At 66.6% G+C, this 15,951-nt stretch carries 14 protein-coding genes; 6 read left to right on the top strand and 8 right to left on the bottom strand.

Annotated elements, in window-relative coordinates:
• The first annotated feature begins 122 nt into the window (after window positions 1-122).
• Together AB0B25_RS01530 and fadD5 are read left to right on the top strand one after the other, a co-directional pair.
• Complete coding sequence (locus tag AB0B25_RS01530; RefSeq protein WP_357173020.1) at window positions 123-1,115, top strand: MBL fold metallo-hydrolase; 993 nt, start codon at window positions 123-125, stop codon at window positions 1,113-1,115.
• 384 nt (window positions 1,116-1,499) lie between these two features.
• Window positions 1,500-3,071: a fatty-acid--CoA ligase FadD5 gene (gene fadD5, locus AB0B25_RS01535; protein ID WP_357173023.1), complete on the top strand. Its 1,572-nt coding sequence runs from the start codon at window positions 1,500-1,502 to the stop codon at window positions 3,069-3,071.
• 431 nt (window positions 3,072-3,502) lie between these two features.
• Here the strand turns inward: fadD5 and AB0B25_RS01540 are convergent, their stop codons facing one another.
• Window positions 3,503-4,084 carry a helix-turn-helix domain-containing protein gene (locus AB0B25_RS01540; RefSeq protein WP_357173026.1) on the bottom strand — a complete coding sequence of 194 codons (582 nt, stop codon included), beginning with the start codon at window positions 4,082-4,084 and terminating at the stop codon, window positions 3,503-3,505.
• 98 nt (window positions 4,085-4,182) lie between these two features.
• Between AB0B25_RS01540 and AB0B25_RS01545 the strand changes: the two genes are divergently transcribed.
• Window positions 4,183-4,875 (top strand): methyltransferase domain-containing protein, encoded by a 693-nt coding sequence (locus tag AB0B25_RS01545; protein ID WP_357173029.1) that lies wholly within the window; start codon window positions 4,183-4,185, stop codon window positions 4,873-4,875.
• Here AB0B25_RS01545 and AB0B25_RS01550 read toward each other — a convergent pair.
• A complete protein-coding gene (locus AB0B25_RS01550) occupies window positions 4,872-7,244 on the bottom strand; it encodes a flippase-like domain-containing protein (RefSeq protein ID WP_357173031.1) in 2,373 nt (790 codons plus the stop codon). The genes AB0B25_RS01545 and AB0B25_RS01550 overlap by 4 nt on opposite strands.
• Before the next feature lie 211 nt (window positions 7,245-7,455).
• Here AB0B25_RS01550 and AB0B25_RS01555 point away from each other — a divergent pair, with 211 nt between their 5' ends.
• On the top strand, window positions 7,456-8,313 hold the full coding sequence (locus AB0B25_RS01555; protein ID WP_357173034.1) for an SDR family NAD(P)-dependent oxidoreductase: 858 nt from the start codon (window positions 7,456-7,458) through the stop codon (window positions 8,311-8,313).
• A gap of 12 nt (window positions 8,314-8,325) precedes the next feature.
• Here AB0B25_RS01555 and AB0B25_RS01560 read toward each other — a convergent pair whose 3' ends face one another.
• Entirely contained in the window at window positions 8,326-9,102 is a 777-nt protein-coding gene (locus AB0B25_RS01560; RefSeq protein WP_357173037.1) for an SDR family oxidoreductase, read from the bottom strand.
• Window positions 9,089-9,880 carry a 2OG-Fe(II) oxygenase family protein gene (locus tag AB0B25_RS01565; protein ID WP_357173040.1) on the bottom strand — a complete coding sequence of 264 codons (792 nt, stop codon included), beginning with the start codon at window positions 9,878-9,880 and terminating at the stop codon, window positions 9,089-9,091. Before AB0B25_RS01565 ends, AB0B25_RS01560 begins: the two co-directional genes overlap by 14 nt.
• Window positions 9,881-9,961: 81 nt before the next feature.
• On the opposite strand from AB0B25_RS01565, the gene AB0B25_RS01570 reads away from it, so the two are divergent.
• Complete coding sequence (locus AB0B25_RS01570; protein WP_357173042.1) at window positions 9,962-10,561, top strand: GDSL-type esterase/lipase family protein; 600 nt, start codon at window positions 9,962-9,964, stop codon at window positions 10,559-10,561.
• Window positions 10,562-10,706: 145 nt separating this feature from the next.
• On the top strand, window positions 10,707-11,483 hold the full coding sequence (locus AB0B25_RS01575) for a GntR family transcriptional regulator (protein ID WP_357173045.1): 777 nt from the start codon (window positions 10,707-10,709) through the stop codon (window positions 11,481-11,483).
• Window positions 11,484-11,808: 325 nt separating this feature from the next.
• Here the strand turns inward: AB0B25_RS01575 and AB0B25_RS01580 are convergent, their stop codons facing one another.
• The 4 genes from AB0B25_RS01580 to AB0B25_RS01595 form a co-directional block, all read right to left on the bottom strand.
• The gene (locus tag AB0B25_RS01580) at window positions 11,809-12,933 is read right to left on the bottom strand and encodes a nitronate monooxygenase family protein (protein WP_357173048.1); all 1,125 of its coding nucleotides are present in this window, start codon (window positions 12,931-12,933) and stop codon (window positions 11,809-11,811) included.
• A 500-nt stretch (window positions 12,934-13,433) separates the two neighbouring features.
• On the bottom strand, window positions 13,434-14,102 hold the full coding sequence (locus AB0B25_RS01585; protein WP_357173051.1) for a class I SAM-dependent methyltransferase: 669 nt from the start codon (window positions 14,100-14,102) through the stop codon (window positions 13,434-13,436).
• A gap of 44 nt (window positions 14,103-14,146) precedes the next feature.
• Window positions 14,147-14,587 carry a nuclear transport factor 2 family protein gene (locus AB0B25_RS01590; protein ID WP_357173054.1) on the bottom strand — a complete coding sequence of 147 codons (441 nt, stop codon included), beginning with the start codon at window positions 14,585-14,587 and terminating at the stop codon, window positions 14,147-14,149.
• Between the two features lie 80 nt (window positions 14,588-14,667).
• Window positions 14,668-15,579, bottom strand: a complete 912-nt coding sequence (locus tag AB0B25_RS01595) for a DMT family transporter (RefSeq protein ID WP_357173057.1) — start codon at window positions 15,577-15,579, stop codon at window positions 14,668-14,670.
• Between the last annotated feature and the right edge of the window lie 372 nt (window positions 15,580-15,951).

The following is a 15,951-nucleotide window of genomic DNA, read 5'->3' on the forward strand; positions in this document are numbered from 1 at the left end:
TCCCTACCCGTCTCCCGGTTGCAGTTACTCACTGAGAACGGTACCCACGCGATTATGCCGGAGAAATCCGCCGGAGCGAAGGGCGCATATCCGCTGCCTGCCCACCTCTTTCGGGAAGCTCGGTGATCACTTACGGTGGCATGGTGACCGAACCGGACAGCGGTACCGTGGCCCGTGCGGAGCGCACCCCGACCCTGCCCACCGTGTTGCGCTGCTGCGCCGCGCTGGCCGTCACGCCAGGCCGGTTGCTACGCCCGCGCCGCCCCGATACCGCATTGCTGGCGAACCTCGAGGTGGCACCGCTACCGTCGGCGAGTGCCACTGTCCGCCTCACCGTTCTGACACAGGCGACGATGTCCGCGCCGACCACCCTTGTGGCCGAGGGTGTGCGCAGCCTGCGCGCGATGCCGTTGTCGATGGCGGCATTCCTGGTCGAGCATCCCAAGGCGCGCTTCCTGGTCGATCCCGCGCTGTGCGCCGGGGTACACGACCGGGTGCTTCCGGAACTTCCGTTCCCGATCCCGTTGCTCGTTGCGCCGGACAAGCCGGTGCTCGGCCTGTCCGACGCGCTCGCGGCCCGCGACATCGCGGGCTCCGACATCGACTTCGTGGTGCCGACCCACTTGCACTGGGACCATGTCTCCGGACTGCTGGAACTGCCGTCGTCGGTCGAGGTCCGGTTGCCCGCGGTCGAACACGAGTGGGCGATGAGCGGTTCACACGCTCCGGTCGGCGTCGCGCGTGGTCCGCTGCGGGATCGGGTATTCGACCGCTTCGAGTTGGACGGCCCGCCGGTGCTGAGTTTTCCGCGTAGCAAAGACCTGTTCGGCGACGGTTCGGTGCTGCTGGTGGATCTCGCGGGCCACACACCGGGCAGCATCGGTGTGCTGCTCGCGGTGGACGACGGCAGCCGGGTGCTGTTCGCGGGCGATGCCGTCTGGAGCAAGGTGCAGGTCGATCTGCTGCGCGAGAAAGCCCCGATGCCCGGTCAGTTGTTCGACGCCGACCGGGACGCGGCGTTCACGACGATCCACCGTCTACACGCGCTGCCCGACGGCATCGAACTCATCGCTGGCCACGATTACGCGGCGATCACCGCACGCGCGGCCGTGTAACCGACCCCTCGGCCGACGACGGTGTCGGTGAGGCGAACTGCTGTCGGTGACCATTCAAGTGATCTGGGCGCGCTGGTCCGCCCGCCGGGGGCGATGACGGCACTGAAATGCGCATCGCAATCAACTCATAAGTGAGTCCGGGTTCGCATACGATAGAAAGTGGTCCGGCAAGTTCTCTTGTTCGTTATTGTCCCCCTGACCGGCCATAAGTTCACGATAGTGTTGCTGACCGCTGGTGCCATAGCGCGACTTTGCATTAACGCCGAATCGCCTCCTGATCTCTTGCTGCCCAAATAAGTTAGTTGCTATTCTGCATCAATCCAGTCCGCCGCCGCCGTCGGATGTCCCGGCGGCCTCGGGGGCGGTCCGAGAGGAGTTCGTGGCATGCCCACCGGTGCAGAAGCGCTCGACGAGCCGATCAGGTCGCGGCGAAACCACTGGAACAACCAGATCGCCGTCCATGCGCAGATGCGCCCGAACGCGGTCGCGGTGCGGTTCCGCGGCGTCGACACGACCTGGCGGGAGCTGCGTGACCGGTCGCTGAAATTCGCGGACGGGCTCGCCCGTCGCGGCATCGGATTCGGCGATCGCGTGCTGATCCTCGCGCTGAACTACCCCGAGTACCTCGAGGCGGTGGTCGGCATCAACGCGCTCGGCGCCATCGCGGTCCCGGTCAACTTCCGGCTGACGCCACCCGAGGTCGCCTACATCGTGAGCGACAGCGGCGCCACGGCGGTCGTCACTGACACCGTGTTGCGGCCGCTGGCCACCGCCGTGCAAGCACAGGCGCCCGCTCTGGCCACCTGCGTGGTGATCGGCGGCAAGTCCGGCGACGGCGTGACCGGCTTCGATGACCTGCTCGCGGAGGCGGGCGAGCCACACACCCCGCTGGATATCCCCGAGGACACTCCGAGCCTGATCATGTACACCTCGGGCACCACAGGCAACCCGAAGGGCGCGGTGCTGACCCACGCGAATATGAACGCCCAGGCGTTGACGGCCATCCGGGCCCTCACGATCACGCCGGATTCGGTCGGACTCTGCACTTCGCCGCTGTTTCACATCGCCGGAATCGGCAGTTTCGCACCAGCTTTCCAGCTCGGCGCGAAGACTGTGCTGCACCCGCTCGGCGCCTTCGACGCCGGTGAGTTCCTGGACGTGCTCGAGCGCGAGCGCGCCACCTCGGCGTTCTGTGTGCCCGCGCAGTGGCAGCTGGTCTGCGACCACCCGACCGTGCGCGACCGCGCGCTCGCGCTCGAGGTGCTGAGCTGGGGAGCCGCGCCTGCGTCGGACACTGTGCTGCGCGCCATGGCCGACTGTTTCCCGAACGCGCGCAACGTGGCGCTGTTCGGCCAGACCGAGATGTCGCCGGTCACCTGCGTGCTGGAGGGCAAGGACGCGATCCGCAAGATCGGCTCGGTCGGCGCACCCATCCCGACGATCCAGGTACGCATCGTCGACGAGGAGATGAACGACGTCGCGCCCGGCGAGGTGGGCGAAATCGTCTACCGGGGGCCGACTCTCATGCAGTGCTACTGGAACAAGCCGGAGGAGACCGCGGAGGCCTTCGCGGGCGGCTGGTTCCACTCCGGCGACTTGGTTCGCCAGGACGAGGAGGGCTTCGTCTATGTAGTGGATCGAAAGAAGGACATGATCATCTCGGGCGGCGAGAACGTCTACTGTGCCGAGGTGGAGAATGTTCTGTTCGCGCACCCGAAGATCCGGGAGGCCGCCGTGGTGGGGCGCTCGCACCAGAAGTGGGGCGAGGTGCCGGTCGCGGTGGTGGCGCTACACAACCCGGATGACGAGTTGACGCTCGCCGAGTTGGAGCCTTTCCTGAACGAGAACCTGGCCCGCTATAAACACCCCAAAGGCCTGGTGCTGGTGCCCGCGCTGCCCCGCAACGCGAGCGGCAAGGTGGTGAAAGTGCAACTGCGCAAGAAGTATTCGTCCTGAACGTCAACGCGGTCGGTTTCACGTGAATCGAGCGGCGGGAGTTGGCCCGGATGCGTATCGTCGTCCCATGGCGATTCGACGTGTCCGCGCCGCGGTGCTCGCCCTGCACTGGCAGGTGAATGTCATTCGGCCGGACGGCTTTTTCGGCCCCATGCTGGCCGCGCCCGTGGCGGCCAGCGGCGTGGTGACGCGCGCGGTGGAGTTCCATGCCGCGCGGCAGGCGCACAGGCGCACGAAGCCGCCTTGGCCACCCTCGAACTCGTCACCGCGGGCGGTGTTATCGCGGAGCGTGCGTTGGAACTCGTCGGGCCAGGCTGACGCATCGGGGCGAAGATCGCATCAGTCGAGCCGACATGCTCTTTTGCCGTGGCGCGACTCGACCAATTTTTCGGCGACTGGATTGTTCGACAAACGTCACCTACGGCTCGGACTCAGTCGTCTGGTCGAACCCGGCTGGCCAACCCGGGGCCGACCAGGCGGGCAAAACGCTCGTACGCCTCTTCGGCCGACAGTGGCAGGTCGGGCTCCGCGATGGCGCCGAGCAGACCGATCACCCCCCAGGACAGGAAGGTGATGGTCGTGGCGAACTCGGCCTCCGGCATGTCGAGCCGGTCGCGCATCCGCTCGGCGAGGATCTCGGCGACCATCGCCTTGGTGGTGCGCAGCAGTAGGGTGCCGCTCTTGCGGCCGATCAGTGCCCGGTACACCTCGGGATTGTCGGCGGCCAGTCCGAACAGGACGCGCATCGGCGCCAACGGTTCGGTGGCGGGTGTGTCCGCAGCCGCGGCGGTCATCGCTGCGCGCAGGTAGTCGGTGCTGCTCAGTAGAAGCAGGTCATCCTTATCGCGATAGTGCGTGTAGAACGTCGACCGTCCGACATCGGCGCGGGTGAGGATGTCGCGGACGGTAACCCTGTCGTAGCCGCGTTCGAGAACGAGTTCGATCAGCGCCCGGTGTAACACATTCCTCGTGCGCCGGACCCGGCGGTCGGTGCTGCGCCCTTCCGATGACACGGTGCCTCCCGAACAAAGATCGCGAATCCGTCCGTTTACGGACGATATCCGCCGCATTGTCTCTGGTCGACGTGGTGACCTCACCCGAACATGAACACATGGCCGAAAACGAACCTCTCTCTCCCATTCGTCCCCAGGATAACGACACCGAAGTCGGCGTCCTGCTCACCCAGCCGCGGCGTTACCTGGCGTTCAAGACAGTGTTCCTACTCGGTCGCGGCGGTCGTCTGAATCGGCGGATTGCCCGGCTGGCCTGCCTTGTACCAAGTTCCGATGTCGTCGATATCGGATGCGGCCCAGGTGATCTCGCGCGAGTCCTGGCGAGCCGAGCCGGGCGGGTCACCAGAGTCGACCCGTCTGCACCGATGATCGACTATGCCACCGCACGCTCTCGTAGGCTGACGAACTGCCGATTCGAACTCGGTGCGGCGCAATCACTTCCGCTGCCCGATGCGTCGGCGGACCTCGTGACCTCGACTTTCGCAATGCATCATATCCCTGCGGCGTATCGACCCACTGCCGTCGCGCAAATGTTCCGAGTGCTGAGGCCAGGCGGCAGGCTGCTGCTCGCCGACACATATCCGACCGGCTTGATCCTTCCCTCGGTCGTGCGCGTCATGGCGCGCATCGCCAGGCGCCGGGCGCACGACATCGCGCATGACCTTGGTGATCCGGTGGCTGCCAGCGATATCCGTCGCTACCGAGACATGCTCGACGCGGCCGGATTCGACGCGGTGAAGTTCGTCGCGGTACGGCCCGCGACCGGTGTACTGCTGGCTACCAAGCCTTAGATCAGGTCTTTCGCGGCCAGCCAGCGCATGGTCGGCCATCCGCAGAAGACCGGAAGCCAGCACGTGAGTACCCGATACAGCAGTACGGACGGTACCGCGACACCCGCTGCCAGGCCGAACGCGGCCAACCCGCCGATCAGCGCGGCCTCGACCGCGCCGACCCCGCCGGGGGTCGGTGCGGCCGAGGCCAGCGTGCCGCCGATCATGGTGACGATGGTGACGGTGATGAACGTGGTGCCACCGCCGAACGCCGCTACGCTGGCCCACAGCGCGCCCGCCAGCCCCAGGGTGATCGCGGCGCAGCCGAGAATGATCACCGAGAATCTCTTCGGGTCACGCGCGAGGTCGACGAGTTCAGCGAGCACCTCCTGCAACTGCGGACGAACCGAGGTGTTCAGCCAGCGGCGCAGTTTCGGTACAAACATGAATGTGCCCACGATCCCCACGCCGACACCGGCCAGCAGATACAGCACCGTCGCGTCCGGGACGAAGTGCGAAAGATCCGTCGAGGTGCCTGCCGCGATGCTGAATACGACGAGCAGGCTGATGTGTGTGATCACCTGCACCGCCTGCTGCAGGGCCACCGCGGCGGTGGCCCGTACCGCGCCGATGCCGCCCTTCTGCAGGAAGCGCACGCTCAACGCGAGGCCGCCGACCCGCGCCGGCGTGGTCGTCGCGGCGAAGGTGTTGGCGATCTGCATGATCAGCAGATTGCGGAAACTGACGGCACGGGAGGCACAGGCCCACAGGGCAGCCGCCGCACCGACATAGGTCAATGCCGAGACCGCCAGCCCCAACACCGCCCACCACCAGTTGGCCGTCTTCAGTTGGGTGAAGAAGGTCGGCACCGCGCTGATGAACGGGTACGCGACGTACACCAGTCCGATCAGCAGCACCAGCTGAATGATCTGGTTACGGGAGAACCGAGTGATCTGCTCGGCCTCGATCCGGTCCTGCCCGGTCTGTTTGCGTACCTCCTCGCGGGCACTGGCGAGTGCCGCCTTCCATTCCGGTATCGCCTTGCGGATCCCGGTCGGTATGGCGGATTTGGTCAGTCGGCTCGCCGCGGTGAGTACCCGTTGTTCGCCGAGGACATCGATCGCCGCCCGGACGGCGGATTCCTTGCCGAAGACCGCAGTGGTCGAGACGAGTAACTGTGCGATGTCCGACTGCAGCTGGGCCTCCGACGCGCCGAACTCGGCGCTGCCGAAGCCGCTGAAGATGGTGGCGCCGTTCTCGATTCGGATATCGGTTGGGCGCAGGTCGCCGTGTGCGATCTGGCCCCGGTGCAGGGCGTCCACGGCCCGCCACACTTCCGGCAGCACGTCGCTGGGCAGTTCGGTGATCGATGTTCCCCGCGGCTTGGTGTGGGCGAAGAGCACCCAGCCGCGCGAGAGCGCCGCGACCCCGACCGGGGTGCAGCTGGCCAGTCCGAGGTCACCGACCGCGATCGCCATCAGCGCGCGGTGCTCGACCACTCGGTGCATGGAACCGTGCAGCGCGGCGGTCTCGCTCGTGCGGAAGGTGAGCCAGCGCCACAGCTGGCGCAGCGCACCGAAACTGCGCTGGTTCTTTCCATACAACTCGATGATCAACTCGCGCTCCGGGCCAGCGATGGCCGCGGCCAGTACCAGCGGCCCACGGCCCGCCGGATGCACCACCGTGAACCCGGTAACCGTATGCCCGCGCTTGGCGAGCACCCGCACGGCGGCCTCCAGTGGCACCTCCAGCGCGGGCGTGCCGACCGCGAGCACGATCACCGCGCCGACCAGCCAGCCGACCGCGAGGCCGAACATCGCCCGGGCGGGCACCACGGTACTGACTACCAGGTGGATCGGCGCGAACGCGAGCAACAGCACCCACAGCCAGCGTCGTGGCCGAGTGGGTAGCCACGGACTGGAGACGGTGAGCATCGCCGCGAGCATCGCGATCCAGCGCGGGTCGTCCAGAAACTGGGAGAGAAAGGTGTCCAACCGGTCCGGCACCTGCAGGTGCCACTTCGGCGCGGACAGCCCCGTACCGGTGATGGACAGCAGCAGCAGGGCCCCCACCCCGGCCGCGGCGTAGCCCGCCAGCAGCTTCCACTGCCTGGTGATGATCAGTTCGATCAGGATGGCGAACGGCAGGGCCAGGATCGCGGTGCCGTAGACCAGATACACCAGGTTCGATTGGTCGGGGTTGAGGAACCCGACGATATTGGAAACCGAGCGCTCCAGCGCCAGCCATTCCGGCCGGGTGATCAGCGACGCCGCGATGACGACCGCGACCCACAGCGCCGCGAGGACGACGCGGACGATGTCACTCGTCCGCCGGATCAGCGGCTGTAGCAGGTTGCCGGTGACCGGGATCTCCCGCCCGTCGACTCGCATGTCTCCTCCGCCTCTCCGCGCCTATCGCCGGTCGTGGGTGCGCCTAACCTACCGTTGCGAGCCGACGGTTCATGGCGCGGCGGAGTTCTGGGCATACCTGCGAGTGGTATCGGGTTCCACCATGACTGGCCGCGTAGTACGCGTGTGGTCTTGCCGAATCCGGGCGATCCGATGACGATCGGGTCGGGTAGCCGATGCTCTGGAGGCAAAAATGGCACTGCAGGAACCGGATCTGACCGGGAAGACCGTGGTGGTGACCGGTGCGAGCTCCGGCATCGGCGCCGCGGCGGCGGCCCGGTTCGCCGACCGTGGCGCCACTGTCGCTGTGGTCGGGCGAGCGCCGCAGCGCACGGCCGAGGTCGCCGCACGGGTCGCGGCCGTCCCGTTCATCGCCGATTACGCCTGCTTCGACGAGGTGCGCGAACTGGCCGCTGCGCTGCTCGACCGCTACCCGCGGATCGACGTGCTCGCCAACAACGCGGGCGGCGCTTGGCCCGAGCGCACCGTCACCGTCGACGGCAACGAGTTGACGTTCCAGGTGAACCATCTGTCGCCGTTCCTGCTGACCAACCTGCTGCTGGAACGCTTGCTGCAGTCGCGGGCCAGAGTGGTGAACACCGCGAGCACGACCTACCGGATGGCCAGGCTGGACCTGAACACGATCAACGCGCCTACCGGGTCGTTCAACCAACTCGGCGCGTACGCGGCGACGAAGCTGGCCAACATCCTGTTCACCAGGCAGTTGGCCCGTCGCACCGCGGACACCGGCCTCACTGCCGTGGCGTTCCATCCCGGCGCGGTCGCCACCCATGTGTACGACAACGCCCCATTCGGGCTCGGCAGGCTCATCCGGTCACCGCTGTCGCGCCCGTTCGTGCTGCGCGCCGACAAGGGCGCCGAGCCGTTGGTGCACCTGGCCACCACCGCGAACGACGCGGCGATCAACGGGCAGTACTTCCACCGTTTCGACCTGGAGCCGCCGCGCAACAAACAGGCGATCGACGCCGATCTCGCGCAGCGTCTGTGGACGCTGTCCGAACAGGTCACCGGCATCGGTTCGACCGGATAGCAGGCGTTGCGCTCAGGTGGGCGAGGTGTCGGGCAGTCGGACGCTGCGGCTCCCCGTCGCGGCGTCCGGCTCTACGCCGACCCCGTACACGCCACCGGACGCGGTGCTCGCGTCCAATTCGATGATTGCCTGTGCGACCCGCTCAGTGGACACCAGGGTGGGAAAACTGTTGGGTGCGATGGCATTGGCTCGGACGCCGAATTCGGCGAACTCCGCGGCGACGCTGCGCGTCACCTGGTTGAGTGCGGCTTTCGACGCCGAGTACACGGTCTGTCCGGGATAGACTTCCGAACCGGAAATACTGGAGACGTTGACGATATTGCGGTTGCGTGCGCGGTTCTCCGGGCCGCGGTGCAGCCAACACCGCTGTGCCAGGCGGGCTGAAAAACGCAGCGGTACGCCGACATTGAGCGTGAAATGCGGATCGAACTGTTCCAGTGCGGCGTCCCCGTCGACGATGCCGCGCGGGTGCAGCCGAACCTGCGCGGCGTTGTTCACCAGCAGATCGACGTGGCCGAACCGGGCGAGCGCGAGGTCGACCACGCGCTCCACCTCGCCGGGCTGAGTCAGGTCGGCACGCACTACGAACAAGCGCGAATCATTCTCCGGTAGCGCTGTTTCCGGCGCGAGCGGATCGACGAACCATTCCAGCTGCGACGGCGCGGCAGGCGTGCGTGTGCGGCACACGGCGACGATGTCGTAATCCCGGTAGTAGGCGCGGCAGAAGGCGTCGCCCAAGGTGCCGCTTGCCCCGGTGAGCAGGCAGACACGACGGTCACCAGTGGACAATCAGGTCTCCCCCCCAGCGTCGCTCGGCATCGGCCTTGGCGCGATGGACCCACATCACCACGCTGTTGCGGTCCCTGACGTTGTTTCCTGCGAAGGTGTGCCATGTGCGTGGCGTCACCTCGAACAGGATGAGCGAATTGTCCAGCGGCGGTACCAAAGTCACCGAAGGAACTGCTCTGGCGTCCGCGACGTGATCGTAGAGGGCGGTCTCGCCGCCGTCACCCGGCGCCCACCCCGGATTGCCGAAATAGAACAGCACCGCGACAGCGCGCACGGTCTCGCGTGCGACCACGCCCGGGGCTCGATCCCCGGTTTTGGTATCCACGGTGTCGTCCGGTAGCCGCACCTCGTCGGCGCCCGGTGCTGCTCCGGGGAACCAGGCTGGATTAAGATCGTTGTGCGGCCAGCCGAACGGGCTACCCGGGGGGTGGTGGTGCACCGATCCCTCGACATCGCCGGTCGCGTCGACTCCGCCGACCCTGGCGATCAGGTCGTGCCACTCCCGTGAGGTGAATACTGCGAGGGGGCCGTCGCGCATTTCGGCCAGCCGGACCCCGTCCGCGCTGTATCCCTCGGCGATCGACCCGAATAATGCGGGATGGTCGCGGCGCACCCGGTCCAGTTCGTCGGTCAGCCGTTGATAGAACTCGGGGACGAAGACATCGCGTGCGTATACATGCGGAAACGGTTGGGTGCGGCGGACCCAGCGCCGATGGGCGAGCAATTCCGCGAACCACTGCGGAATCGCTGGTGTCGCGAACGCCGGCTCGGCTGTCATGGTCACTCCCCTCCCGGTCGAACTCTCGGCGATCATATTGCCCGGCCCCGGATAGGCCGTAATCCGTGCCACGATCACAGGATGAATGTGGACGTCCGTGTGTGTTTCGTCGGAGATTCGTTCGTCGCCGGTGTCGGCGACCCTCGATGCCTCGGCTGGGCGGGTCGTCTCGCGGCCATGTCGCACGCGGAGGGAATGCCGCTCACCACCTACAACCTGGGGGTTCGTCGGCAGACCTCGACCGAGGTCCGTGGCCGGTGGCTCGCCGAGTGCGGCCCCCGGCTTCCCGAGGGCGTGGATGCGCGAATCGTGCTGTCGTTCGGCGTGAATGACGCGATGCACGAGAACGGCCGTCCGCGGGTAGGCCCCGATGAGTCGGTGGCCACCGTGGCGAAGTTGCTCGAACAGGCCGCCGAGCGTGGTTGGCGGGTGCTGATGGTCGCCCCGCCGCCGATCGACGACGCCGACCACAATATCCGCACCGCCGCGCTCGATGAGCGGTTCGCCCGGACCTGCGCGCTGGCCGATGTTCCGTACGTGCGCGTACACCAGCAGTTGCGCGAGAACGGACGGTGGATGGCCGAGGTGCACGCCGGTGGCGGGGCGCATCCTGGCGCGGCGGGCTACGACGAGATCACCGCACTGATCGCCCCGCGGTGGCGGGATTGGTTGTCGCACTGATTGTTTCGGTAACAATGGGGCGGGTGTGTGGCTACGCCGCGATGCGCAGGTGCGCGATGTGGCGCCCGATGGCAGAGGTGCAGTACCCCCAGGTAGGCCTTAGACTGTCTGGGACGTGTTCGAAAGTAGTCGAAAGGTGACTTCGATGGGATCCCAGACGGTGGTCGCCGACGTTGCCGATGAGCTGGCGCGCCGGGTTGCCGCGGGAGAGTATCAGCCGGGAGATCTCACGCCGTCGGTGCGTCAGGTCGCCGAGGAATTCGACATGAATCGTGCTACCGCACAGCTGACTTTGGGTCGGCTGGAGTCGTACGGCTTCGCCGAGGCCCAGCGCGGCAAGGGATTTACGATTCGTGATGTCCGTCGGGCGGGCGGCGTCGAGGTGTACCGCCAGTTGTTCCGGTTCTCGATTCCGATGCCGGACCTCGCGATCGAGATGTTCCGCGACATCGTCGACGTCGAGCGCAGCCTGGTGCTCGAGACGCTACTCGCGTATACCGGCAGCGCGCACGAGGCCGATGCGGCCGAGCTGAAGGCATTGATCGACGAGCTCGAAACTTCGGCCCGCCAGGATGATCCGGACTTTTCGCAGATTCTCGCCATCGAGGTCGCGCTGGTGCGTAGGCTGCTCACCGCGCTCGGCCGCACCATGCAGCGGGCGATCCTGAACTCGATCGGCGAGATGGTGCTCGAGGTGCCGGAGGCGGTCGAGGCGTACTTCGCCGGCGCCCCGGATCTGCACGTGCTGGTTTGGCGGGCGCTCGCGGCGGTGTGGGACTCCGGCTCCGGACCGTCCGATGCGCAGATCGCTCTGTTCGAAGACCTGCTCGGCACGTACCACGAGAAGGTCGTCTTGCGGTTCGAGGAGATCGTCGGCGCCCTAGCGGAGCGGTCCGGCGCGGTGCACGCCGCCACGGCGTAGCGGGATTTCGTACACCGCACGACCCGTCTGAGTCGCGAATGGCCGAAGTGCTGAGGTCTGCTCGCCGGTTCAGGCCTTGTTTCGGCTGCCGGTGCGAATGTGCGAGTTTATTGTCTCAGACAAATATGGTTCTCGCGGCGTCTGCCCTGCCGTCTTACCGACCTCGTCGGCGGCGAAGTGAATACGATCTGGTCACCGCCGGACTCTGTCACCCCTTCGGTCCGCCATGCGTGTCCGAGACGGCAGGCGGACCGACCGCGATGCGCGAGTTCTATTGGGGCGCACCGTGATCGACCCGAGGTCGTGGCCGAGAGTTTCCGGGTGGTCAGAGCCCGCCGTTGAGCTTGTCGAGGCGGTCGCAGGCCTCGACATATTCCTGCACCAGCCGGTTCACCACGTCGGCGGAGCGTTCCACCCGATTCATCATGCCGACGATCTGGCCGACCGGATTGAAATTGACGTCCTTGGCGGCCTCCGGGTAGCTGTGTCCGCGCTTGACGCCATCCAGCGCAACCATCATCTGTAGCGGCATCGGCAGCGGGTCGGGGGTGTCCGCCCGCTCCCAGGCGTCGGTCCAGTCGTTGCGCAGCATGCGGGCGGGCTTGCCGGTCCACGCGCGCGAACGCACGGTGTCGTGGCTGCTTGCTTCGATATAGGTCTGCATCTGTGCGGGCGGCACATTCGCCTCCTCGACGGTCAGCCACAGTGATCCGGTCCATGCGCCCGCGGCGCCCATCGCCATCGCCGCGGCTACCTGCCGACCGTTGCCGATGCCACCCGCCGCGAGCACCGGGAGATCGCCGACGGCATCGATCACCTGCGGCCACAACACGAGTGACGAGATCTCGCCGCAGTGTCCGCCGCCTTCGGTGCCCTGGCAGACCACGAAGTCCAAACCCGCGTTCTTGTGGTCGAGCGCGTGCTTGACCGAGCCGCACAGCGCGCCGATCAGCCTGCCGGAGTCCTGCACTTGTCTGATCACGTCCTCGGGCGGGGTGCCGAGCGCGTTGGCCACCAGCTTCGCCTTCGGATGCCGCAGGATCACTTCCACCTGCGGGCCCGCGGTGGTCGCGGTCCAGCCGAGGAGTTGGCTGTGCCGTTCGCCCTTGGGCAAATGCGGAACACCGTGATCAGCGAGGATCTTCTCGGCGAAGTCGCGGTGTCCCTGTGGAACCATCTCGGCCAGCTTGGCCTCCAACTGCTCAGGGGTCAGGCCGTCGATGCCCTTGCCCTCGTACTTGGACGGAATCACCAGGTCCACGCCGTAGACGCCCGGAACGTGCTTGTCGAGCCAGGCCAGCTCGACTTCGAGGTCGTCGGCGGTGAAGCCGACTGCGCCGAGCACGCCTAGCCCGCCGGCGTTGCTGACCGCGGCCGCCACGTCGCGGCAATGGGTGAACGCGAAGAGCGGAAATTCGATCCCGAGCCGTTCGCAGATTTCGGTTCGCATGGCGTGCTGGTCTCCCTCGCTGCTCCGCCGCGAACGGCGCGGCGCAGATGTCATAGAACGAGTTGCATAAATATTGCCTGATCCGCGGTGGTCACTGCACGTCGAATCGGCCGCAAGCCGCAGATATCGCCATAAAGCGGCCCCGGCCTCTTCGACTGGTTGCGACACCGTGCATTGACGGTAACACGTTCTAGTTTATCCGGGGGAATCCGCGTGCCATACCGGCCGGTCGGCCGCGACGCGGTCAGGTGGTACGCCGGGCGCAGTCGGCCCCAGCCTCGTGCGACGGCTCGAAGCGTTGCGGCGATCCGACGTGCATCGGGTGTTCACGGGATTCGGCAGAAGACAGGCGGCACCGACCGGTGCAATGGATTCCATGATGAGTGGCCCTGACGACAGGTGGTGAGACGCGTCGCGATTTCAGATCGACCACGATGCCGGTGGGCCATGTGCACCAGCGCGACACACTACCTGGGACCGGACCCAGTGTGTTCGGTGGATCACCGGACCTTCGACGCCAGCAGGAATGCCTGGCCGAACCGTTCGTCGGGACGCGGCTCGCGGACCATGCGGGCGATCACGGTGAACCCGGCATCGGTGAGCAGCCGCGCGAGCCGTTTGGGCGCCCACCGATAGGCGCGAGCCACCTTGTGGTCGAAGGCCTCCACCGTGTCGGGCAGTTCGGCGGTTTGGAATGCCAGCAGCACGTGACCTTGGTCGGCGAGCGCTCGATGGAACTCGCGCAACACCATCGGCACGCGATCGGGCGGCAGGTGGATCAGGGAATACCACGCGACGATCCCGCCGAGGGCGCCATCGCCGATCGATAGGTGCTCCATCGAGCCCTGGTCGAAGGAAAGGTGCGGAAATTCCGCCCGAGCGATCGCGACCATTCGTGCCGAGAGATCGATACCGAAGACCTCCACACCCAGCGCCGCGAGGTGCGCGGTTACCTCTCCAGGGCCGCAACCGAGATCGGCCACCGGGCCGGAACGCAGATCGGCCACCGATTCCGCGAATGCGGCGAGCATCGCCCGGTCGAGAGCCCGACCTTCGAGCTGGTGCTTGAAAAGATCGGCATACAGTTGAGCGATGCCGTCATAGGCGGCGCGGGTGGTCGCTACGTCCGCGAACTCTGTCGCTGCGGAATGATCGGTGGAATCCTGCACCCTGGCAGGGTACGTGCAGTCCGGCACCCTTTGCCCGTACCCCATCATCCTGCCGGATCGAATGCCTGGGCGACGGACAAGCTGTCCTCGTACACGTGATGGCGGGTGATCAGGCCGTCGCGAACCGTGAGATGCAGGGCGAAGCGTGCGCGGTACGCGCGTCGGGTGCGGCGTGCGGTCTGCCGGATCTCCCCGAGCACTACCGCATCGTCGCCGTCGACCAGGATGCGCTCGATGTGGGTCGCGGCCTCCTCCGGCACGTGGTGCTCGGCGATCGCGCGGAAGTGCGCTGCCGCGTCGGTTCTGGTCGAGCGGTGCCGAATCCACGGCGTTGCCGCGCGACCGTGTTCGGCGTGCGGCCAGTCCAGCTTCCAGTCCGTGTGTTCGGCGTACAACTGCGCGATTGCCTCCGGATCACCGGAATCGATCCGGCGCAACAGATCCTCGACCACTACGCGGGTGGGCGGTACCGGGGTTACGGTCATTCGCGGGTCCTTCCTGGCGAGAGCGCCACGGCGATCAGGCATCACGTTCTCATTCTCAGGACGGATACGCCGCAACGCGATTACCTCTCGGGTAATCCGGCAATGGCTTCCGGCGCGGCGGGGACCGCGTGCGATGCGGTCGTGTCGCGGCTGCGGGCGGTGCCGAGAATCGAGCCGAGGATGACCAACGGGAAGCCGATCGCCATACCCGCGGTCATCGGCTCGTGGAGTGCCGCGACGCCGAGCAGGATCGCCACCGCCGGATTGATATAGGCGACGACGGTGGCGCGCGCCGGGCCCACCTCGGAGATCAGCGCGAAGAAGAACAGAAAGGCGACCGCCGTGCACAGTATGGCCAGGCCGAGCACCGACCAACCCGAGTCGGCGGTGACGTGCCTCGGCCACCGCCAGCTCGCGAACGGAGCGTAGATCGCCGCGGCGAGCAGCAGCGAGGCGGTCACCACACCCATCGGTGGGAGGTCGGCCAGCGCGCGATTGATGACGATCGGGCCCACCGCGTATCCGATCGTCGTCAACCCGATCGCGCCGATGGCCGCGGGATTGGACAGGTCGATGTCCATCCCGATGAGCGTCGCGACGCCGCCGAACCCGATCATCAGGCCGACTATTCGGCGCGCGTCGAATCTGTCGTGGCCCAGCACGGTCACGATCACCACCGCGATCAACGGGACGGCGGCGACCAGCAGCCCGACCGTCGAGCTGTTCAGTGTGGTTTCCGCGTACCCGATGAGGACCCACGGGCCGGTGATCTCCGTCACGGTGTAGAGCAGTAGCGGTCGCCAGCGGCGGAATACCGGTACCAGCGTTTTGGTATACAGCGCGATCGGCAACAAGATCAGCCCGCCGATCAGGGTCCGTCCGAACGCGACGACGATCGGGTCCAGATCCGCTACCGCGATCCGGATCATCGCGTAGGGAAGACCCCAGATCACACCCATCGCGAAGAACAGCGCCCACCCGCGTCGCGTCATCGCGCGACCGCCGATCGGCGCGCAAGGACGGGGACGATCTTGCTCTCTGACATGCTCCACTCGCTTTCGACGTCCGGAGCTTAGCCAGATGATCGGATGATCCGACAGATCCAGTTCCCGGCAACAAGGAGGCCACTTGTGCGCCCCGAACCGCCACGGGTCATTTGCCCGGTTCGCCCGAATATCCCACGGGGTGCAGAGATTCGGGGCATTCGCCGGAGCGAAGAGAGATTCCCCGAAGTCGAGGCGATACACCGAGATCCTCGAGCTCCCGTTCGGCGTCCCCGGCCGTGGACAAGCGACAGCGCCGCGCGTCGGTCGCGGTTCAGCCTGTAGGCACCCATCCAACGCACGATCGCTCGAGCGTAGTGA

Source organism: Nocardia sp. NPDC049190 (assembly GCF_040648115.1).
Taxonomy (GTDB): domain Bacteria; phylum Actinomycetota; class Actinomycetes; order Mycobacteriales; family Mycobacteriaceae; genus Nocardia.